Genomic DNA, 21,865 nt, shown 5'->3' with positions numbered 1-21,865 from the left:
AATAAGTTAATTATTGACTAATTATTTTACCGTCTTCCATCGTGATAATTCGATCTGTTCGATTAGCGAATTCTTCGTCGTGCGTAACAATTAATAAAGATAGATTTTGATCTACACTTAGCTTTTTAAATATGTTAAAGACATTATCGGCATTATGACTATCTAGGTTTCCTGTTGGCTCATCTCCCATAATTATTAAAGGGTTATTTATAAGGGCTCTTGCTATTGCCACACGTTGCTTTTCTCCACCAGAAACTTGTGACGCGCGTTTATGTGCCAGATGTTCTATGTTTAATATTTTAAGCTTTTCATATGCATCTTTTTCAATTTCTTTTACACTTTTTTCACCTAATTTTTTAGCAGGAAGCATCACGTTTTCTAATACGGTAAATTCGGAAAGTAAATAATGAAACTGAAACACAAAGCCAATATGTTTATTTCTAATTACCGTCAATTTTTGTCTATTATCTCCTGTTATTAAATCGTTATTCAAATACAATTCGCCTTCATATTCTGTATCCATTGTAGATAAGATGTACAATAAGGTAGATTTTCCACAACCAGATTTTCCCATTATGGAAACGAACTCTCCTTTGTTAATCTTAAAATTAATATCCTTAAGCACATGAAAAAGCACAGGTTTTTTAAAGTATTTATTGATGTTTTTTGCTTCTAAAACGGTTTCCATTATTGTCCTCTTATTATTTTTACTGGATCTATTTTTTTAGCTTTCAGGGATGGCAAATAGCCAGCAAAAAAAGTCGATATGATTGCAAAAGCGAAACCTATTACATAATACCAAACATTAAAGTCAATAGGATAGGTATCTACTTTAGCTAATGCATCTGTTTTAAAAGGAATAGTGCTAATTATGTTAGTGAAAATTAACCCTATTAATAATCCTAAGGTTCCGCCAATTACACCAATTATCATGGCTTGACTCATAAAAATGTATTGTACATCTTTACCCGAAAAACCAATGGCTTTTAAAATGGCAATGTCATTCATTTTTTCATAAATAAGCATACTTAAAATATTATAAACACCAAAACCAGCAACTATTAATAAGGCTATAGAAACCGCGTAGGTAATAAGGTTTCTAACATCTGTACCTGTTTCAAATTGTGCATTTGCAGTTTTAATATCTATTGCTGTTACATTAAATTGTTGTTCTGTTTTTTTAGATAATGGTAATGCTTTTTCGATATCATAAAGCTTCACATTAATATCTGTGATATAATTTTCGGCTTCCCCTAAAATGCGTTGCACCGTTTTTAAGTTTACAAAACTTTGAATCGCATCAATATCGGAAACACCACTTTGATAAAGACCCACGATTTTTAAAGGGAATAGATCTCCTTTTATAGTACTTATTTGTACTCTGTCTCCAACAGATAAGGCCATTTTTTTTGCAACACCCGAACCTAATAAAATCCCGTTTTCTGTATTTTTAAGTTTCTCGGGAGAGCCCGCAATAATATAATCTCTAAAATTAAATAATCTAGCTTCTTCAATAGGTTGTACACCTGTTAAATTACCAGCGATTTCAATAGATCCTGCTATGTAAAATATTTGTGTTTTTATTTGTGGTATGGCGCCTTTTACATCTTTATTTTTCTTTAAAAAATCGATGATTGGTGAGGCGTTATGGATTTTTTTCTGACTTAATTTGGGTTTAATAGAATGTACAATGTTAAAACTATTTTTAAAAGGATCATAGATGTCAACTGGTTGTTTTTTTGAGGGTTCAATTTCGTTATAGATATGAATGTGAGGTGTTTGATTTAAAATTAAATCATCTAACATATTATTCAATCCTGTCATGAAACTGACCAAAGTAATGTAGGCGCCAATACCAAAAGTAACACCTAATGCGGCAATGGCAGTAGATTTAAACTTTGTTAGTAATTGCTTTTTTGCAATGTCTAGTATGACGGTCCAGTTTACCATTATTCAAGTTTATAAATATAGGTGTCTTTGGTAATTCCGCTTAGAACTTCAATAAATTCCATGTTTGCTAAACCTGTAGTAATAGATACTAAGCCATCGTCGGTATGCACTTGGTTGTTATCTGTGATGTAACTTTTTGGAATCGTTAAAACTTTTTCTTTTTTAGATATTACAATATTAGCTTCGCCTGAAAGTCCTGGGTATAATATTTCTGGAGGATTTATAAAAATAGCTTCTACTTTAAATGTTTGGTTCCGTTCATCTTTTTTAGGATATATCTTAGATACTTTTCCTTTTAACAGTTTACCACTATAAGCGTCCAATGTTATTAGAACCTCTTGGTTTTTTACAATTTTTACAATATCGACTTCATCTACCAACATTTCAATAATAAAAGTAGTTGCGCTACCAATAGAAGCTACTGGCTCCATGGTGTTTACTAATTCGCCAGATTCTTTATACAGCGCATATACCTTGCCATTTATAGCACTTTTTATAGTGAAATCTTTCGTGCTTATTATAGAGGTTTGATATGCATTATGTGCTTGTTGTACACTGGTGCTTAACTGGTTTTTAGTTTGATTGTATTTATTTTTAAGTACGGTTAGATTATTTTTAGACAATTGATAGTTTAGTTGTTTGGCATCAAACTCTGCTTTAGATCCTATACTTTGTTTCCAAAGGTTTTGTTGTCTGAAAAAATTAATAGAATCGTTTTTATATTTCAAATTTGCAGCTTCAATTTCATCTTTTATTCCAGATAAAATAGCAGCAGTTCCGTTGTAGTTTTCTTTTGCTAAATCTAAAGATAGTTTTGCATTTTGTGTATTTAAAATTGGAGTGTTATTTATTATTTGAGAAATAGTTTGATTTCTTTTAATCCAATCGCCTTCCTCTACGACGTTTTTATCTAAAATACCAGATACAATAGCATATGCTTGGTACATGCTATCTGGTTGAATAGTTACAGAAGAATATACCGATTCTGTTAAATCTTGCTCCGTAGGAAGGATTTTATCGGTTGATTTCTTGCAGGATATAACGATAGCGATAACTATAAATGCATAAAGTTTTTTCATTATTTTTTTAATTCCATTTCTAGTTTTGCAAGCATTATTAATTCTGATTTATTTCTGCCAGAAAAACTGCTAGCAATAGCGTTCGACGTTTGTAGTATTAAACTTTTAATCGAATTGGTAAATAAATGTGTTTCTTCCTTTTTATAGGTTACAAAATCTTGGTAGAGCGCTTCTGTATTTTGGTAATCTTCTTCCTGTAATGTGTTAAATGTACTTTCTATTTGTTGCACGGCAACTGGATCTAAAGAAGCCATAGGAAGCCATTGCGATTGTATGATTTCTTTAAGACTCTCGATTTCTAGGACTTCTACTTTTTTGTCTGAAGCAGCAATTGCATAAAATAATTTCCCTAAGTTTTTAAAAAAAGTAGGAGTGAAAATTTCATTCTTTTCCATAGTTATATACTAGATGATAGAGTAAAAATATAGGTAAGTGGATTAATAAACTATGATAAAAATCAGTTGTTATAATTTATTGTCGAAGGAGTCAAATGAATAGTGGTTTGGGATACACCGAAAGAGAAATATGATAAAAATCATATTCTGTTCGTTTTTAGTAAATTATATTTGTAATGTAGTTTTAGGGAATTACATGTTAATTAAATCGGAAGCGATTTATCCATAGAAAGCCAGATAAAAGTCTGGCTTTCTTGTGTGTTATTAAATAAGAATATTTTTATTTACTGATATTTGTCATAGTTTTTTATCGTTGTCGGCGTTAATTTTAAGGTATTAATCTTAAATACTATAGCGATGATGAAAATACTGATTCCCACTGATTTTTCAGACAATGCCATGAATGCTATTAGGTATGCATTGGCATTTTTTAATTACCAAAAAGCTGAATTTTATTTTATGCATGCTTATGAAGCTGAGGTATATAATCATAAAGACTTATTAAGTAGAACAGATTTCAATACCATTGTAGAACGCGTTAAAAAGCAATCGGAGGTGAATTTAGCAAATTTGTTACATAAAGTTAAAGAGATTTCTCCGAATCCGAATTTCAAATATTTTACAAAATCCGCTTATAATTCTTTGCTAGACGAAGCAGATTTAATAGTAGAAAGTGAAAATATAGACCTTATTGTTATGGGAACAAAAGGAAAGTCTAATAATAGTAGTCTAACCTTTGGGAGCAATACATTACAGGTTTTAAAATATGTGCGATGTCCTATATTGGCTATTCCTCAAGGTTATGTATATGAGAAGCCCAAGCAAGCATTGTTCCCTACCAATTACTTGATTCCCTATAAAAGAAGAGAACTCAAGTTGCTGTGCGATTTGCTTTCGCCTTACCGAACAAAAATAGATATGCTTTATGTTTCTAAAAGCAAAGCCTTATCCTTTAGACAAGAAGATAATAAAGCTTTTATTGAAGAAACGGTATGTAAAAACAAAATTAATTTTTATCAAACAGATAGTAAGAAAATCGATGCTGCCATCAATACGTATGTTATGAATAATAGTATAGATTTTTTAGTAATGGTGAATACGCAACATTCCTATTTAGAAAACATATTATTTCGGTCTACAATAGATAAAATTAGTTTAAAAATTGCTATTCCATTATTGGTTATGCAAAATTTAAGACGCGAATAAATTAAAAATAATATCATGAAAAAAATACTATTACCAACAGACTTTTCAGACAATTCTAAGAACGCTATAGTCTACGCCTTAAATCTATTTAAAGATGATGTATGTACTTTTTATGTTTTAAATACATACACGCCAATTGTATATCAAATGGAATATATGCAAACGAGTAGTGCACAATTTGAACTACTAGATATAGTAAAGAAAAGTTCCTTAAATGGTTTATCTGCTATAAAAGAGGAGATAGAGAAAACGTATTCTAACGCAAAACATACTGTCGAAACTATTTCTACATTTAATACTTTAATATCGGAAATAGAAGAACAGGTAAAACGTGAGAAAATCGACTTGGTGGTTATGGGAACACAAGGAGCTTCCAACGTACAAGGTGTTTTATTTGGATCTAATACAGTACATGTTTTTAAGAATATAAAATCACCAGTTTTAGCAATTCCTAGTGGTTTTGAATTTGAGTCCGTACTTGAAGTTTTGTTTCCAACAGATTATGGATTAGATTTTCAGGATAACCAACTAGAACCATTACTACATTTAGCATCTAGCAATCATTTTCGTGTAAATATTTTACATGTTAATTATGGGGAACCGCTTTCCGAAAAACAAAAACAAAATAAAGAAAATCTGAAAGTTTATTTTAAGCATGTTGCTCACATATTTCATGACGTTAAAAATAATAATGTGCAGGATGCGATAAACGAATTTCAACTAAAAACTAAAATTAATTTACTGGTTATGATTAATAATAAACATTCCTTTTTCGAGAATCTGTTTTTCAAGTCCACCATAAACCAAATCGGTTTTCATTTAAATATTCCATTTCTAGTAATTCCATCTAAATTATAAACATTAAAAAATGAAAATAAATATTTTACTACCTACAGATTTTTCAGATAACGCATGGAGCGCAATAGTATATGCCTTAAAGTTGTATGCAAACGAGTCTTGCGTCTTTTATTTTTTGCATACTATAAATGACGAAAATTTATATAAAAGAAGCCTAGTGACCGATTATTTTTTAGAAGCATTAGAAGAAGGAGCTACTAAAGATTTATCAGAATTAAAGGAACAATCTATAGCTTCTAATGCAAATGAAAAACATGAATTTGAAGTGGTTTTAAGTGCTGAAAAAATAGAGGTTGCTATTAAAAAGAGCATAGAAGAATATGCTATTGATATGGTCATTATGGGAACCAAAGGCGCATCTAAAAATGAAAATATATTTTTTGGTAGCAATACGGTTCGTGTTTTAAATAAAGTAAAAACCTGTCCGCTGTTGGTGGTTCCAAATGAATTTGATTTTGTAGAACCAACGCAAATTGCTTTTCCAACAGATTATAATCGTTTTTATAATGGGGAAGAAATTCAAGTATTACGAAACCTAACCGAATTGTATAATTCTAAAATTAGAATAGTTCATATTGAAGAAGAAAAGAAATTAAATGAAGTACAGCGATATAATATAAATGAATTAGACGAATACTTAAATCAAGTAGAACACAGTTTTCATTGGATGCCAAACTATGCTAAAAAAGCAAGTGTAATTAATGATTTTATCGAAGAATTAGATATCAATATACTTGCGATGGTAAATTATAAACACAGTTTTATTGAAAGTGTTATAAATGAGCCAGTTCTTAAAAAAATTAGTTTTCATCCTGTAATTCCTTTTTTAGTGATTCCAGAATAATTTAAAATTTTAAAACTATGGATGCTTTAGACATTAATATCATTAAATCTTCTGGGGAGAAGGTGAAGTTTTCTATAGATAAATTGCGTAATTCTTTACAGCGTAGCGGAGCAAATAAAGCTACGGTGAATCAGATTTTAGATATTGTTAGAGACGAATTATACCAAGGTATTTCAACTAAAGAAATTTATAATAGAGCTTTTGCATTACTAAAAAAAAAGCACAGGCATTTCGCTTCAAAATACAAGCTTAAAAAAGCCATTTATGAGCTTGGACCAACAGGTTTTCCTTTTGAAAATTTTATAAGTGCAATTTTAAAATATTCTGGTTATCAAACATCGACCGGAGATATTCTTCAAGGCACTTGTGTAAAGCACGAAATAGATGTGCTAGCGCATAAAAAAGAGAATACCACGATGGTAGAATGTAAGTTTCATGGGGAGCAAGGTCTTAATTGTAATGTGAAAATTCCTTTATATATAAACTCTAGATATATAGATGTGAAAACCCATTGGAATGCAAATAATAATAACAGCACCAAACTCACTGCTGCTTGGGTAGTAACAAATACACGTTTTACAGAGGATGCCACACTATTTGGGAAATGTGCAGGACTGTATTTGTTAAGTTGGGATTACCCAAAAAAGGATGGGTTGAAAGATAGAATAGATAGATTAGGATTGTACCCAATAACCGTTTCCACCTTGTTAACCAATAGAGAGAAGCAATTTTTGCTAAGTAGAGATGTTGTTTTATGTAGAGATTTACTGGATGATGCTTTCTTTTTAGACCATTTAGGGGTTTCTGAAGTTAGAAAGGAAAAGATATTGGAAGAAATAAAAAGTTTGTGTACTAATTAAAATAAGAAATGATGTCAGATTATGCTAAAATAACATTCTTAGGTGCCGCAAAAACGGTTACAGGTTCTAAATATTTACTAGAGGCTTTTGGTAAAAAGATACTTGTAGATTGCGGTATGTTTCAAGGACTTAAAGAACTTAGAGAACGCAATTGGGAAGCGCTACCAATTAAGGTTGAAAATATAGATGTGGTTTTATTAACACATGGACATTTAGATCATGTTGGCTATCTACCACGATTATTAAAGCAAGGTTTTAAAGGGAAAATTATAGGCACAGCACCAACCTTGGCTATTGCAGAAATTATTTTAAAAGATAGTGGTAAAATTCATGAAGAAGAAGCTGAAAAGGCTAATAAAGAAAAGTTTACAAAACACCAGCCAGCTCTTCCTTTTTACACGATTAAAGATGCCGAAAGAACAATACAGCACTTTCAAGTAGAAGTAGCAGATAAATGGATTTCATTTACAGATAAAATAGCGTATCGTTTTCAATATAATGGACATATAATTGGTGCAACTTTTATCGAGTTAGATGTTAACGGAAAACGATTCGTCTTTTCTGGAGATATTGGTAGAACAGATGATTATTTGCTAAACGATCCTAAAAAACCAGAATGGGCAGATTTTCTCTTTATAGAAAGTACCTATGGAAATAAATTGCATCCAAAGGAAGATGTCGAGCATATTCTTTCCGATATTATAAAAGAAACCATACATAAAAAAGGCAATCTAATCATACCCAGTTTTGCAGTAGAGCGTCTGCAAACACTTATGTATATTCTTTGGAAACTATATAAAGAAAACAAGATTCCGAACATTCCCATTTTTGTCGATAGCCCAATGGGAAATAACGTTTTAGAAGTTTTTAATCGTTTTCCAAAATGGCATAAATTATCTCCAGAAAATTATAGAGCCATGTGTAATCATGTGAATATTATTCAATCGTACAAAGAAACCTGGGAAACCATCGATGATAAAAGATCCAAAATTATTATTGCCGGAAGTGGTATGGTAACTGGAGGTCGGGTTTTAACCTATTTGCAACAGCTCATTGATGAATCATCTACTACCGTGTTGCTCGTAGGTTATCAGGCCGAAGGAACTCGCGGAAGACAATTACTAGAAGGAGCACATGAAATTAAATTCTTCGGAAAATATTATCCTGTAAATGCCACTATTAAAAACATCGATAGCCTTTCTGCACATGCAGATCAAAACGGTTTAATAAACTGGATGCGTGCTATTAAAAATGTTCCAGAAAAAGTATATCTAGTGCATGGTGAACCAACAGCTTTAGATGCTTTTAGAGTAAAAATTAAAGACACATTTAACTGGAATGTAACTATTCCGAAGCTTTTGGATACCGAAAAAGTCCAGATTTAATCGTAGAAAAAATAACCTTTAAAATATATAATTATGATAACTACAAAAACACAAGCTAAATATTTAGAACTGATGAATGCAACAGAAATGCATGAAGCATCCAAGAAATGGTATTCCGAATTAAGCTTCATCAAAGACGAACAACTATTTTTTGATGACTTAGTAAAAACATATACCCTAGAATTAATAGATAAAAAGGAATTTGCAAATAGTAAAGAAATTGTAGATGTTTTAAATAGATCTCAAAAAAGAACCGATGAACTTTTAAATATTGTTAACACACATACCAATGATCTAGAGATTTTGGTAGACAATATAAAGCAACCCAAAGAAGAAATGAGCTATAAAAAAGAGCACAAAGAACTTCTTAACATCATCAGTGATTTTTTTATAGAATATAAAAATCTAAAAACACAACTATTTCAAATCTTTAAAGGAATTCTAAAAGATGAAAAACAAATCCGTTTAATGAATAGATAGTAAACACAAGAGTTTCCTTTTTATATTTAAGAGAATACAATAAATAAGTCTTTGGTTTTTTATTATTTAAGAACGAATTACAGATGTTTATAAAATGGTAATAACCTTCATAATTTATACCCGTTTTACCAATTGGTTTTGTAAAATAATCAGCATCTTTGCATCGTTAATTATAATAAGAATAAAATAAGTTTATTAAACGTATTAAAATATAAAAAATGAACAAGCAAATTGACCAACAAGCAGCAGATAACATAAGAGCCTTGGCAGTAGCCATGGTAGAAAAAGCCAACTCAGGACATCCAGGTGGACCAATGGGAGGAGCAGATTTTATGCATATTCTGTATTCTGAATTCTTTAATTTTGATCCGTCAGATATGACTTGGGCTTCTAGAGATCGCTTTTTTATGGATGCTGGTCATTTATCTACTTTAATGTATTCGCAATATTATCTTTTAGGAAATTACAAAAAAGACGATATAGCAAACTTTAGACAATGGGGATCTAATACTCCTGGTCATCCAGAAGTAGATGTTGCAAGAGGTGTTGAAAACACTTCTGGACCTTTAGGTCAAGGGCACACCATGGGAGTTGGAGCTGCAATTGCTACCAAGTTTTTACAAGCTCGTTTTGGAGATTGGATGAATCATAAAGTATATGGTTTTATTTCAGATGGTGGAATTCAAGAAGAAATTTCGCAAGGAGCTGGTAGAATTGCTGGTCATTTAGGTTTGAATAACTTTATTATGTTTTTCGATTCTAATGATATTCAATTATCTACTTCTACAGACGAGGTAACTTCAGAAAATACTGCAATGAAGTATGAAGCTTGGGGTTGGAAAGTAGTAACTATTGATGGTCATAACCATGACGAAATTAGAAAAGCTTTAACAGACGCAAATAACGAAACGGAAAAACCGACGCTAATTATTGGTAAAACAATAATGGGTAAAGGTTGTGTTACTGCAGATGGAAGTAAGTTTGAAGGTCACTGTGAATCTCACGGACAACCAATTAGTAATACAGGAGCAGATTACGAAAAAACATTAGTAAACTTAGGGGCGAATCCTGAAAGTCCTTTTGATATTTATGAAGATGTGCAGGCATTTTATAAAAATATTATAGCGGAGAAAACGGCACAAGCAGCAGAAAAGAAAGCAGAAATTGCTACTTGGAGAAAAGCAAACGAAGCATTAGCCACTAAATTAGACTTCTTCTTATCTGGAGAGTTACCAGAATTAGATTTCGCAAGTATAGAACATAAAGCAGGATTGGCAACAAGAGCTGCATCTTCTGGAGTACTAGGATATTTGGCTGAGAATGTAGAAAACATGATTGTTTCTTCTGCAGATTTATCCAATTCGGATAAAACAGATGGTTTCTTAAAGAAAACACATGCCATACAAAAAGGAGACTTTTCAGGTTCTTTCTTACAGGCAGGTGTTGCCGAGTTAACCATGGCTTGTATTGCAAACGGATTAGCATTACACGGAGGAGTTATTCCTGTAGTAGCAACATTCTTTGTGTTCTCCGATTATATGAAACCTGCAATTCGTTTAAGTGCACTACAAGAATTAGGTGTGAAATTTGTTTGGACTCATGACGCATTTAGAGTTGGTGAAGATGGACCAACACACCAGCCAATTGAACAAGAAGCACAAATACGTTTATTAGAAAAATTAAAAAATCATAGTGGAGATCCTAGTTTCTTAGCATTACGTCCTGCAGATTCTGCAGAAACTAGCGTGGCTTGGAAAATGGCTTTAGAAAACAAAAGCAGACCAACTGGTTTAATTTTATCTAGACAAGGTATTAAAGATATCGAAGCACAAGGAGATTCTAGATATAACGAAGCTTTAGCTGCCGAAAAAGGTGGTTACTTAGTAAAAGAAGTAGGAAATCCAGATGTTGTTTTAATCGCAAACGGATCGGAAGTTGCAACATTATTTGCTGCAGCAGAAATATTGGAGAAAGAGAATAATTTAAAAGTGAATATCGCTTCTGTAATTTCAGAAGGTGTTTTTAGATTACAATCTAAAGAATATCAAAATAGCGTGATTCCTAAAAATAAACCGTTATTTGGTTTAACAGCAGGTTTACCAGTAAACTTAGAAGGTTTAGTTGGGGATTCTGGTAAAGTTTTTGGTTTAGATCACTTTGGTTATTCTGCACCAGCAAAAGTATTAGACGAGAAATTCGGATTTACTGGCGAAAAAGTAAGCAAACAAGTATTAGAATATTTACAAACCGTATAACATAATAGATATGAAATTTTTTATTGACACAGCAAACCTAGACCAAATTAAAGAAGCACAAGATTTAGGTGTTTTAGATGGTGTAACAACCAATCCGTCTTTAATGGCTAAAGAAGGAATTACTGGAGCAGAAAATATTTTAAACCATTACAAAAAGATTTGTGAAGTAGTAGAAGGCGATGTTTCGGCTGAAGTTATTGCTACAGATTTTGATGGTATGGTAAAAGAAGGTGAGGCTTTAGCTGCATTGCATCCTCAGATTGTTGTAAAACTTCCTATGATTGCAGATGGTGTAAAAGCATGTAAGTATTTTTCTGATAAAGGAATTAAAACGAACGTAACTTTAGTTTTTTCAGCAGGACAAGCATTATTAGCTGCTAAAGCTGGAGCAACTTATGTTTCTCCTTTCTTAGGAAGACTAGACGATATCTCTACAGATGGTTTAAACCTTGTAGATGAAATTAGAATAATTTATGATAATTACGGATTTCAAACACAAATATTAGCAGCATCTATTCGTAACACCATGCACGTTATTAACTGCGCTAAAATCGGTGCAGATGTAATGACAGGACCTTTATCTTCTATTACAGGATTGTTAAAGCACCCATTAACAGATAGTGGATTAGCTAAATTTTTAGAAGATTATAATAAAGGAAATTAAAGCCTTTATTAGAACTATATTTGAACAGGCTATATTTTAAATATAGCCTGTTTTTTTATTTATAAAAACTCTTTTTTATCCTTTTCATATTAAGCAAGAGTTATTTTTTTCTAGTAGATTAAATGTGGTAATTTGTAGTCTAATATAAAACGTTATTTAAATGATTTGGTGCTTATTTCTATTCCATATGTTATCGTATCCAGATCAAGGTTTGCATACAAACGATACGCATTTAAAATTTGATATTGTTTTAAAAGACAAAGTAGTAGGACAGCTTCAGGCAACTAAAAGTTTTAAGGATGCAAAAGCGCATTATCAAAGTTCTACCAATATCACCACTAGATTTATAAAAGATATTACCGTAAATTATAAATATAATGTGATTTTTAATGCTAATAATTTAGAAAAAGCAGATGTGCATATTACCGTAAATAATAAACCACATGCAGAAACTAAAACACAGTGGTTAGACGATCATTATCTCATTCAGCAAAATGAAGACAAGACAATAGTTTTTAATAAAACCATTAAATACAGCACGATTTTAATGTACTTTGTAGAACCAGAAAATATTAGTTTTTGTTTCTCGGAAGAAGATGGAAGTATAAATACCATTATACCATTAGGGAATCATACTTACAAGAAAGTCAATGCTAAAGGAAAAGAAAATATCTATTACTATAAAAATGGAAAGCTTATGAAGGTAGAAGTGGATGGCGGATTAATTAGTTTTCAAATGATAGCGAAATAGAAGAAGTTATCTAGAAGGGAATAAAATTTCAGAGAAATAAATGAACATAGGATTAGTTTTATCCGGTGGCGGCGTTCGAGGAGTCGCTCATATTGGTGCTATCAAAGCACTAGAAGAAGCAGGAATATATCCTACACATATTTCGGGTACAAGTGCAGGAGCAATTGTCGGTTCTTTATATGCTGCAGGTTTAGGTTGGGAAGAAATACTTCATTTTTTTAAAACGGTACCCGTTTTTAAGACGAGTAAATTCACGTTTAAAAAACCAGGTTTTATAGATACCGAAAAGCTTGCCGATGAGTTTAAGAGCTTTTTTCCAATCGATGATTTTAATAGTTTGCAGAAAAGACTTTTTGTTACGGCTACCAATATAGAAACTGGTAAACTAGAGGTTTTTAGCGCTGGCGAATTAATAAAACCAATATTAGCATCTGCTTCTTTTCCTGGTGTTTTTACTCCTGTTAATATTGGGAAATTCCATTATATAGATGGTGGTGTACTCAATAACTTCCCTATAGAACCTTTAAAAGATATATGTTCATCTATTATTGGTGTGTATGTAAATCCTTTAAAACCAATTAAAGTAAAAAGCTTAAAACACTCTTATTCCGTATTGGAAAGAGCATATAAAATTATGGCAGAATCCCATTCTATATCGAAGTTTTCGGATTTTGATTTAGTGATTTCCCCAGAGGAACTTATAAATTTTGGTACGTTTAGTATGAAAAGTATGGATGCCATATTTGATCTAGGTTATAGCCATACGAAAGAAAAACTAGAGAGTAATGCATCTAAACTAGAAGGAATTATAGCGAATTTATAGATGTAATTTTCTAAAAAAGAAACGTATCTTTGCAGCAAAATGTAAAGAAATGCACAAAGCAGGTTTTGTAAATATTATTGGAAATCCAAACGTTGGTAAGTCTACACTAATGAATGCCTTTGTTGGCGAAAAACTATCTATTATCACATCTAAAGCGCAAACAACGCGTCATAGAATTTTAGGTATTGTTAATGGGGAAGATTTTCAAGTAGTGCTTTCTGATACGCCAGGAATTATAAAACCAGCTTACGAGTTGCAACAATCTATGATGGGGTTTGTGAAATCTGCCTTTGAAGATGCAGATGTGCTAATCTACATGGTAGAGATTGGTGAAAAAGAATTAAAAGATGAAGCGTTTTTTAATAAAATAACCAATTCCAAAATCCCTGTTTTATTATTGCTTAATAAGATTGATAAATCCGACCAAGCACAATTAGAAGAACAAGTACAAACTTGGCAAGAAAAAGTGCCAAATGGAGAGATTTTTCCTATTTCTGCTTTAGAAGGTTTTAATGTAAAAGAAGTCTTTGATAGAATTATTGAATTACTTCCAGAATCTCCTCCGTTTTATCCAAAAGACCAGCTTACCGATAAGCCAGAACGTTTTTTTATAAACGAAACCATTAGAGAGAAAATCCTAATGCATTATAAAAAGGAAATTCCGTATGCAGTAGAGGTAGATACCGAAGAGTTTTTTGAAGAAGAAAAAATCATTCGTATTCGTTCTGTAATTATGGTAGAACGGGAAACGCAAAAAGGAATTATTATAGGTCATAAAGGAGCTGCTTTAAAAAGAGTAGGAGTAGAAGCTAGAAAAGATTTAGAAAAATTCTTTGGTAAGCAAATCCATTTAGAGCTTTATGTAAAAGTGAATAAAAACTGGAGAAGTAACCAAAGACAGTTGAAACGTTTTGGTTACAATAACTAACCATTGCTAATAGTTTCTTTTTATTAAGCTAACCTTAACTTAAAGTGCAAGCATCATATTTGGAGGATAAATAAATCAACCAAATATGAAGAATGTAAACACCCTTTTATTAGTATTATGTGTCACAATATTTTTTAATTGTGATAGCGATGATAACAATTCGCAAAACACGCCAATAAATACAACAGTAAACTTTCAGTATAAATCTACTATTAATGTAGGTGGTGAAGGCGCTTCAGAAATCTCCGCTTTTGATGCATTAACAAACAAGTTATACATTGTAAATGTAGCATCTAATGAAATTTCTGTTTTTAATATTTCCAATATAAATGCTCCTTTGCAAGAAGCGTCTATAAGTTTAAGTGCTTATGGATCTCCTAATAGTGTTGCTGTAAAAGATGGAAAATTAGCCGTTGCAGTAGAAGCTTCCGTAAAACAAGACCCTGGAAAAATTTTAGTTTTTAATACAGAAGATGATTCGTTATTAAACCAATATAATGTTGGAGCATTACCAGATATGGTAACTTTTTCAAAAGACGGAAATTTAATTGTTTCGGCTAATGAAGGAGAGCCAAATGATGACTATACAGTAGATCCTATGGGAACTATTAGTATTATAGATTTAACAAATAATACAACTACTACCTTAGATTTTACCAGCTTTAATGCAAAACAAGCTACTTTAGAAGCACAAGGTTTTAGAGTTTTTGGTCCGGGAGCAACATTAGCACAAGATGTAGAACCAGAATATGTTGCTGTTTCTGAGGACTCCCAAACTGCTTGGGTGTCCTTACAGGAAAACAACGGAATGGCTAAAGTGAATTTAGTTTCTAAAACTATTGAAGCTATTTATCCATTCGGATTTAAAGATTATAACGCCGCAGGAAATGCATTAGATGCAAGTGATAAAGATAATGTTTCCGAATTAAAAAATTGGCCAGTTTTTGGTATGTATCAACCAGATGCTATTGTAAATGTGAATATTAATGGTACAGATTATATCATTTCTGCTAATGAAGGCGATTCTAGAGATTATGATGGTTTTTCCGAAGAGGAAAGAGTAGACGATTTAACTTTAGACGAAACTGCTTTTCCGCTAATAGAAGACTATCAAAACGAAATAAACTTAGGTCGGCTAAAAACAACAAATACTTTGGGAGATACCGATAATGATGGTGATATGGATGTAATCTATTCGTATGGAGCACGATCTTTTAGTGTGTGGTCTGCAAACGGAAACCTAATGTATGATAGTGGAAATAGTATTGCTAGAGAAACATTGGCTTTGTCTCCTAATCAATTTAATGACGAAGATAAGCGAAGTGATGATAAAGGAGCAGAACCAGAATCTGTTGAAGTTTTAAATATTGGCAATCAGCGTTACATTCTTTTTGTTGGTTTAGAACGTACAGATCAAGTGATGGTGTATGATATTACAAATCCAACTTCGCCAGAATTTTTATCTATATTATCGCATTCTGGTGACGAAGCTCCAGAAGGAATTTTAGTTATTCCAGCAACAACTAGCCCTACAGGAAAAGATTTGTTGGTAGTTTCTAATGAAGATAGCGGTACCGTAAGTTTTTATGAAAACGAGTAATAAAAAGATATAGCACCTAAAAAAGCCTTAGTATGTACTAAGGCTTTTTTTTATATAATGTATTAATGTATTATGGTGTGTTTAGGTATGCATTGCATGAATACCTTTACTTCTTAAAGTGTCACGCATAAAATGGTGCAGCTCATACATTTGTGCTGTTCCCGTTTTTTTTCCAATGCTTCCACCAAAATAAAGCGCCATCCAAACCACAATCATAAATAGGGTTATTGCTAGTTGTATGGAATAATTAGTATTTAAAGACCAACTGGTATATGCCCAAACGCCAAAACCAAAAAACAGTCCTATAACTATAAAGTGGAAAAACATAAACATCGTCCAAACGGTTGGGTTCGGACCAAATAAACCATGAATAGTACTATTTGTGTTGGTTTCGTTTCTATTAATTTCTAAATGCAATTGTGGCGACCAAAAGTGTTGCTTTGCTTTAGGTATTTTAATAAAAACATGATCATCGATTCTTGAGACAATAAAATCGTTTTGTGTGTTTTTAGTTTCTTCAAATAGTTTTAAAAGCGTTTCATTATCTAGCTTTGCTTCAAATTTAAAACGTGGCCTTAATATTATTTCGTTGGTTAAAGACATTTTGCTTATTTTTAAAGTATCAATGTACCGTTTTTCTAGGAACTCATTTGTGTTTTTTATTTAGAAATGAAAATTAGCCTTTTGGAATATAGTTAAAATACTGAGGTGTAGAGGCTTATGAGGCGATACCACGGAAAAATGAAAGTAATAAGACCGTATTGAAACGATTTTTGTGCTATTTGAAAAATAAATCAATCAAATCGATAACTAAACACTACCTTTGCAGCCGCTTACAGGATATGTAAGGCAGATTAAAACATGAAATTATGAGTAATATAGTAGCTATTGTAGGAAGACCAAATGTTGGAAAATCAACATTTTTTAACCGTTTAATTCAACGAAGAGAAGCCATTGTAGATGCAGTAAGTGGTGTAACTAGAGATAGACATTACGGTAAAAGTGACTGGAACGGAAAAGAATTTTCGTTAATCGATACTGGAGGATATGTCAAAGGAAGCGATGATGTTTTTGAAGCTGAGATTGACAAACAAGTAGAATTAGCTATCGATGAAGCAGATGCCATTATCTTTATGGTAGATGTAGAATCTGGTGTTACAGGAATGGACGAAGATGTGGCTAAATTACTTCGTAAAATTACAAAACCTGTTTTTTTAGTAGTTAATAAAGTAGATAATGGTAAACGTGCCGAAGATGCTGTAGAATTTTATTCTTTAGGTCTAGGTGAATATTATACCGTTGCAAGTATAAATGGAAGTGGTACAGGAGATTTATTAGATGATCTTGTAAAAGCTTTACCAGAAGTGGAAGAAGTAGAAGAAGAAGCGGAAGCACTTCCTCGTTTTGCAGTAGTTGGTCGTCCAAATGCAGGAAAATCTTCCTTTATAAATGCATTAATTGGAGAAGACAGATACATTGTTACAGATATTGCTGGAACAACTAGAGATTCTATCGATACCAAATACAATCGTTTTGGTTTTGAATTTAATCTTGTAGATACTGCAGGAATTAGAAAAAAATCGAAAGTAAAAGAAGATTTAGAATTTTATTCTGTAATGCGAAGCGTAAGAGCTATTGAGCATTGTGATGTTTGTCTTGTAGTTTTAGATGCTACTCGTGGTTTTGATGGGCAAGTACAAAATATCTTTTGGCTAGCACAACGTAACAGAAAAGGTATTGTCGTTCTAGTAAACAAATGGGATTTAGTTGAGGATAAGGACAACAGAACCATGAAAGAGTTTGAGCGAGCAATTAAACAACAAATGGAGCCTTTTACCGATGTGCCAGTTGTATTTATTTCTGTATTAAACAAACAACGTATTTATAAAGCTATTGAAACTGCGGTTGAGGTTTACAAGAATAGAAGCAAACGTATTAAAACAAGTGTGCTTAATGAGGTAATGTTACCAATAATAGAAAACCGTCCGCCACCAGCACTTAAAGCGAAATTTGTAAAAATTAAATATATCATGCAATTGCCTACACCGCAACCGCAATTTGCATTTTTCTGTAACTTACCACAATACGTAAAAGATCCTTACAAACGATTCTTGGAAAATAAATTACGTGAAAAATTCGATTTTCATGGTGTTCCAATAAGCGTGTATATGCGTAAGAAGTAATAAAGTTTAAATTAATATGTAGGCATAATATAAAACAGTAAATGTTTTATATTATGCTTTTTTTTTGCTTTTATATTAAGAGAAAATGCGAAAAAGATAGAGATTAAGATAATATAACGAAGGGTATTACGCTATTTAAATAAGCCGTAAAATAACGTGTGGAATAGTGTGTGCGTCTTCCGAAAAAAGAAGTGATTATATGTAGGATAAAAAATATGGAAAGTATTATTGGTGCGTTTTACCAAAGAAGTAATTTTTCTTACGGAACATGGAACATGGAACATGGAACACGGAACACGGCTAACAAATAGATTACCAACCTCCAGAAGCTCCTCCACCTCCAAAGCCACCGCCACCGAAGCCGCCGCCAAAACCACCACCGCCAAATCCGCCGCCGGAGCTTCCACCAAAGCCACCACTTCCAAAACCACCACGACCAGCGTTGCTTAAAATGATTGCTTCTAGGATATTTCGAGTGGTATTTCTACCGCCACCAAAATTGTCTGTGCCATTTCCTCCACCACGTTTGTTTTTAGAAATAGAAATTAGGATGATGATAAAAATGATAAAAAGAAGAATTACAAAACCTACAGGGAACTCTCCTGAGTTAGATGCTTGACGCGATCCTTGGTATTCGCCAGTTAGTACTTCAAAAACAGCGTCAGAACCTCTATTTAAGCCTCCGTAATAATCGTTTTGTTTAAAGTATGGTATAATGTCACGCTCAATAATACGTCTAGACATTGCGTCTGTAAGTAAATGCTCCACACCATAACCTGTTGCAATAGCAATTTTTCTGTCGTCTCTAGCAAGCAAAATAAAAACGCCATTGTCTTTTTCTTTGCTACCACCAACGCCCCATTTATGCGCCCATTCTGTGGCTAAATACATTATGTTTTCTCCTTTTGTAGAAGCGATTATGGAAACCACAATTTGAGTAGATGTGGTATCCGAATATTTAATAAGTTTGTTTTCTAAAGAAGATTTTTCGCTAGAAGAAAGCATCCCAATATAGTCATAAACACTAGTTTGAAATGCTGGTGTTTCTGGAATATCAAATTGCGCAGAAACATTTCCGAAAGAAAGCAATGCGAAACAGGTGATTAAAAATAAGTATTTTAGCTTCTGCATTAACTTTTAGATATTTCGTTAGCAAGTTCGTTTTTATCAGAATCACTAATAGGAAAATGTTTTTTTAATTGTTCGCCAGCGTGTAAAATACCATCCACTAGACCTTGTTTAAAGCTTCCCGATTTAAATTGGTTTGCAATGGTTGTTTTGGTATCGTTCCAAAAGTTGGCCGCAACTACTTCATGAATCCCTTTGTCGCCATAAATAGCGAATGCTCTATCTTGAACAGCAACATAGATTAAAACGCCATTTTGTAATTTGGTATTATGCATTTTTAAAGTAGAAAACACTTCTAAAGCACGACTTTCTATGTCGCCTTTAAAAGTGTTTTCTATATGCACACGTATTTCTCCCGAAGTGTTTTTTTCGGCTAAACGAATAGCTTCCACAACTTCTTGTTCTTCTACAGTACTTAAAAATTCTTCAACGCTATCTGACATGATTTTTATTTAAAATCAAAATCTACATCAGGAGCGTTTTCACTTCCTGCATCTGCTTTATAATAATCCATTGGTGCAAAATTTAAAAAGCCTGCTAATAAACTATTTGGAAATGTTTTTATATGTTTATTATAAGGCTCTACAGACTCATTGAATCGATCTCTTGCAACATTGATTCTGTTTTCTGTACCTTCTAATTGACTTTGTAATTCTAAAAAGTTTTGGTTTGCTTTAAGTTCTGGGTAACGCTCTACAGAAACTAATAATTTAGATAATGCACCGCTTAAACCACTTTGCGCTTGTTGAAATTGTGCCATATTATCTGCGGTTAAATTGCTAGCATCAATAGTAGTTGAGGTCGCTTTTGCACGCGCTTCTATCACTTCTCTTAATGTTGTTCTTTCAAAATCTGCAGCACCTTGCACTGTTTTTATTAAATTACCAATAAGGTCATTTCTTCTTTGGTAAGAACTTTCCACATTTCCCCATGTTTTTGTTGCAGATTCTTTTAAGTTTACTGCGGTATTATTAAAATTCTTTCCCCAAGAAAATATTGCAAAAGCAATTAAGCCTAATACTATTAATGGAATAAGTGCCTTTTTCATAATTGTTAGTTTTAAAGTTGTTCTTTTATTTTAGTTAATTGATTTCTAATTCCTTCTAATTTACTAATTATATCGAAATTAGATAATGTTTTTTGTTTTTCTTCTTTTAAATGTGTTTTTGCTCCGTCTAGAGTGAAGCCTCTTTCTTTTACTAAATGATAAATAAGCTTGAGATTATTAATGTCTTCTGGAGTGAATTTCCGATTGCCTTTTGCATTCTTTTTAGGTTTTAAAGCATCAAATTCTTTTTCCCAAAAACGAATAAGAGAAGTGTTCACACCAAATGCTTTGGCTACTTCGCCAATAGCATAATATCGTTTTTCTGGTAAATCTATAAACATTTAATCTAGGGATTGATTTTCTAAGGAAGCATGTTTTAATAACTCATTAAACTCTTCAGCAGACAAACTACCATAGTAAAAGTTTATTGGGTTAATACGTTGTCCGTCTTTAAAAACTTCATAATGTACATGAGGAGCTTCACTTCTTCCAGTACTACCAACAAAACCAATTAAATCGCCACGATTTACCTTTTGATTTTTTCTTACATTATATTTGTACATGTGTGCGTACAATGAAACATAGCCGTAACCATGATTTATTCGTATATGATTTCCATAACCAGCAGCATTACTATCTGCTCGTTCTACAACACCATCTCCAGCGGCATAAATTGGTGTGCCTCGTGGGGCTGTAAAGTCCATTCCCCAGTGCATTTTTCTTGCTTTTGTAAAAGGATCTGTTCGCATACCATAACCAGAAGCCATTCGTGTTAAATCTTCATTTCTTACGGGTTGTATAGCAGGAATTGCTGCTAAAAGTTCTTCTTTTTCTGTAGCAAGAATAGCAATTTCGTCTAAAGATTTAGATTGCACAACAATTCGTTTTTGTAGTCTGTCAATACGTTTGTTACTTTCTATGATAAGTTTGGAATTGTCGTAACCTTCAAAACTTTTATATCTGTTAATTCCTCCAAAACCAGCTTTGCGTTGTTCGTCTGGTATTGGGTTTGCTTCAAAATAATGTCTGTAAATGTTATTGTCTCTATCCTCTACGTTGGCCAAAACAGCTTCCGCTTCATCAAACTTTTTGTTTAGTAAATCAAAGTTTAGCTTTAAATTTTGAAGTTCTCTGTTTAGGGCTTTTTCTTTGGGAGATTCAAAGTAATGCCCTGCAATAAAAAGGAAAAAGAAACCAAACAATGCCGCAGCACTTAAAAAACCAAGAATGTATTTAAAAGTCTTGCGTTTTTTACGCTCTATCTTTCTATAGGAAAGCGTTTCAGAATCATAATAATATTTTACCTTACTCATTATATAATTTATACTATTTTTGCATGAAATATAATGAGGATTTCTCTTTATATTGTATTAGCAAACGAACAAACCTACAAATTATTATTATAATAATATTAATGATTTTTCAATT

23 protein-coding genes are annotated in these 21,865 nt (G+C 32.3%); 13 read left to right on the top strand and 10 right to left on the bottom strand.

Annotated features, from left to right (window positions below; all coding sequences use genetic code 11):
- Positions 1 to 10: 10 nt before the first annotated feature.
- Genes ACVCXO_RS02740 through ACVCXO_RS02725 form a run of 4 tightly spaced genes read right to left on the bottom strand, consistent with a single transcriptional unit; the run spans position 11 to position 3,424 of the window.
- A complete protein-coding gene (locus ACVCXO_RS02740) occupies positions 11 to 688 on the bottom strand; it encodes an ABC transporter ATP-binding protein (protein WP_452228065.1) in 678 nt (225 codons plus the stop codon).
- Positions 688 to 1,950, bottom strand: a complete 1,263-nt coding sequence (locus tag ACVCXO_RS02735; protein WP_452228064.1) for an ABC transporter permease — start codon at positions 1,948 to 1,950, stop codon at positions 688 to 690. The genes ACVCXO_RS02740 and ACVCXO_RS02735 overlap by 1 nt, the downstream gene beginning before the upstream one ends.
- Positions 1,950 to 3,029 (bottom strand): efflux RND transporter periplasmic adaptor subunit, encoded by a 1,080-nt coding sequence (locus ACVCXO_RS02730; RefSeq protein ID WP_452228063.1) that lies wholly within the window; start codon positions 3,027 to 3,029, stop codon positions 1,950 to 1,952. Before ACVCXO_RS02730 ends, ACVCXO_RS02735 begins: the two co-directional genes overlap by 1 nt.
- The gene (locus ACVCXO_RS02725; protein WP_452228062.1) at positions 3,029 to 3,424 is read right to left on the bottom strand and encodes a hypothetical protein; all 396 of its coding nucleotides are present in this window, start codon (positions 3,422 to 3,424) and stop codon (positions 3,029 to 3,031) included. Before ACVCXO_RS02725 ends, ACVCXO_RS02730 begins: the two co-directional genes overlap by 1 nt.
- A gap of 357 nt (positions 3,425 to 3,781) precedes the next feature.
- On the opposite strand from ACVCXO_RS02725, the gene ACVCXO_RS02720 reads away from it, so the two are divergent.
- From ACVCXO_RS02720 to ACVCXO_RS02665, 12 genes are all read left to right on the top strand, one after another.
- Positions 3,782 to 4,630, top strand: coding sequence for a universal stress protein (locus ACVCXO_RS02720; RefSeq protein ID WP_452228061.1), 849 nt, complete (start codon positions 3,782 to 3,784; stop codon positions 4,628 to 4,630).
- Between the two features lie 15 nt (positions 4,631 to 4,645).
- Positions 4,646 to 5,488 carry a universal stress protein gene (locus ACVCXO_RS02715; protein WP_452228060.1) on the top strand — a complete coding sequence of 281 codons (843 nt, stop codon included), beginning with the start codon at positions 4,646 to 4,648 and terminating at the stop codon, positions 5,486 to 5,488.
- Between the two features lie 10 nt (positions 5,489 to 5,498).
- On the top strand, positions 5,499 to 6,332 hold the full coding sequence (locus ACVCXO_RS02710) for a universal stress protein (RefSeq protein ID WP_452228059.1): 834 nt from the start codon (positions 5,499 to 5,501) through the stop codon (positions 6,330 to 6,332).
- A 17-nt stretch (positions 6,333 to 6,349) separates the two neighbouring features.
- Positions 6,350 to 7,192, top strand: coding sequence for an ATP cone domain-containing protein (locus tag ACVCXO_RS02705; RefSeq protein ID WP_452228058.1), 843 nt, complete (start codon positions 6,350 to 6,352; stop codon positions 7,190 to 7,192).
- 11 nt (positions 7,193 to 7,203) lie between these two features.
- Positions 7,204 to 8,577 carry an MBL fold metallo-hydrolase RNA specificity domain-containing protein gene (locus ACVCXO_RS02700; RefSeq protein WP_452228095.1) on the top strand — a complete coding sequence of 458 codons (1,374 nt, stop codon included), beginning with the start codon at positions 7,204 to 7,206 and terminating at the stop codon, positions 8,575 to 8,577.
- A 33-nt stretch (positions 8,578 to 8,610) separates the two neighbouring features.
- Positions 8,611 to 9,057, top strand: coding sequence for a hypothetical protein (locus ACVCXO_RS02695; RefSeq protein ID WP_452228057.1), 447 nt, complete (start codon positions 8,611 to 8,613; stop codon positions 9,055 to 9,057).
- 218 nt (positions 9,058 to 9,275) lie between these two features.
- Complete coding sequence (locus ACVCXO_RS02690; RefSeq protein WP_452228056.1) at positions 9,276 to 11,312, top strand: transketolase family protein; 2,037 nt, start codon at positions 9,276 to 9,278, stop codon at positions 11,310 to 11,312.
- Positions 11,313 to 11,322: 10 nt separating this feature from the next.
- A complete protein-coding gene (gene fsa, locus ACVCXO_RS02685; RefSeq protein WP_055444517.1) occupies positions 11,323 to 11,976 on the top strand; it encodes a fructose-6-phosphate aldolase in 654 nt (217 codons plus the stop codon).
- A 160-nt stretch (positions 11,977 to 12,136) separates the two neighbouring features.
- Positions 12,137 to 12,727 (top strand): DUF6134 family protein, encoded by a 591-nt coding sequence (locus ACVCXO_RS02680; protein ID WP_452228055.1) that lies wholly within the window; start codon positions 12,137 to 12,139, stop codon positions 12,725 to 12,727.
- Between the two features lie 40 nt (positions 12,728 to 12,767).
- Complete coding sequence (locus tag ACVCXO_RS02675) at positions 12,768 to 13,550, top strand: patatin-like phospholipase family protein (RefSeq protein WP_452228054.1); 783 nt, start codon at positions 12,768 to 12,770, stop codon at positions 13,548 to 13,550.
- A 49-nt stretch (positions 13,551 to 13,599) separates the two neighbouring features.
- Positions 13,600 to 14,478 (top strand): GTPase Era, encoded by an 879-nt coding sequence (gene era / locus ACVCXO_RS02670; protein WP_452228053.1) that lies wholly within the window; start codon positions 13,600 to 13,602, stop codon positions 14,476 to 14,478.
- Positions 14,479 to 14,563: 85 nt separating this feature from the next.
- On the top strand, positions 14,564 to 16,078 hold the full coding sequence (locus ACVCXO_RS02665; RefSeq protein WP_452228052.1) for a choice-of-anchor I family protein: 1,515 nt from the start codon (positions 14,564 to 14,566) through the stop codon (positions 16,076 to 16,078).
- 81 nt (positions 16,079 to 16,159) lie between these two features.
- Here the strand turns inward: ACVCXO_RS02665 and ACVCXO_RS02660 are convergent, their stop codons facing one another.
- Positions 16,160 to 16,681, bottom strand: coding sequence for a GTP-binding protein (locus ACVCXO_RS02660; protein WP_452228051.1), 522 nt, complete (start codon positions 16,679 to 16,681; stop codon positions 16,160 to 16,162).
- 266 nt (positions 16,682 to 16,947) lie between these two features.
- Between ACVCXO_RS02660 and der the strand changes: the two genes are divergently transcribed.
- The gene (gene der, locus ACVCXO_RS02655) at positions 16,948 to 18,261 is read left to right on the top strand and encodes a ribosome biogenesis GTPase Der (protein WP_452228050.1); all 1,314 of its coding nucleotides are present in this window, start codon (positions 16,948 to 16,950) and stop codon (positions 18,259 to 18,261) included.
- Positions 18,262 to 18,573: 312 nt separating this feature from the next.
- On the opposite strand, the gene ACVCXO_RS02650 is transcribed toward der, so the two are convergent.
- From ACVCXO_RS02650 to ACVCXO_RS02630, 5 genes are read right to left on the bottom strand one after another with little or no spacing between them, the layout of a single operon-like run.
- Positions 18,574 to 19,392 carry a TPM domain-containing protein gene (locus tag ACVCXO_RS02650; protein ID WP_452228049.1) on the bottom strand — a complete coding sequence of 273 codons (819 nt, stop codon included), beginning with the start codon at positions 19,390 to 19,392 and terminating at the stop codon, positions 18,574 to 18,576.
- Positions 19,392 to 19,832 carry a TPM domain-containing protein gene (locus tag ACVCXO_RS02645; RefSeq protein WP_452228048.1) on the bottom strand — a complete coding sequence of 147 codons (441 nt, stop codon included), beginning with the start codon at positions 19,830 to 19,832 and terminating at the stop codon, positions 19,392 to 19,394. Before ACVCXO_RS02645 ends, ACVCXO_RS02650 begins: the two co-directional genes overlap by 1 nt.
- Before the next feature lie 5 nt (positions 19,833 to 19,837).
- Positions 19,838 to 20,437, bottom strand: coding sequence for a LemA family protein (locus tag ACVCXO_RS02640; RefSeq protein WP_452228047.1), 600 nt, complete (start codon positions 20,435 to 20,437; stop codon positions 19,838 to 19,840).
- 11 nt (positions 20,438 to 20,448) lie between these two features.
- Positions 20,449 to 20,778 carry a MerR family transcriptional regulator gene (locus ACVCXO_RS02635; protein ID WP_452228046.1) on the bottom strand — a complete coding sequence of 110 codons (330 nt, stop codon included), beginning with the start codon at positions 20,776 to 20,778 and terminating at the stop codon, positions 20,449 to 20,451.
- Entirely contained in the window at positions 20,779 to 21,750 is a 972-nt protein-coding gene (locus tag ACVCXO_RS02630) for a M23 family metallopeptidase (protein ID WP_452228045.1), read from the bottom strand.
- Between the last annotated feature and the right edge of the window lie 115 nt (positions 21,751 to 21,865).

The organism is Lacinutrix sp. MEBiC02404, assembly GCF_053601575.1.
The sequence above is the reverse complement of the archived record's forward strand: the minus strand, read 5'-3'. Positions and strand labels throughout refer to the sequence as shown.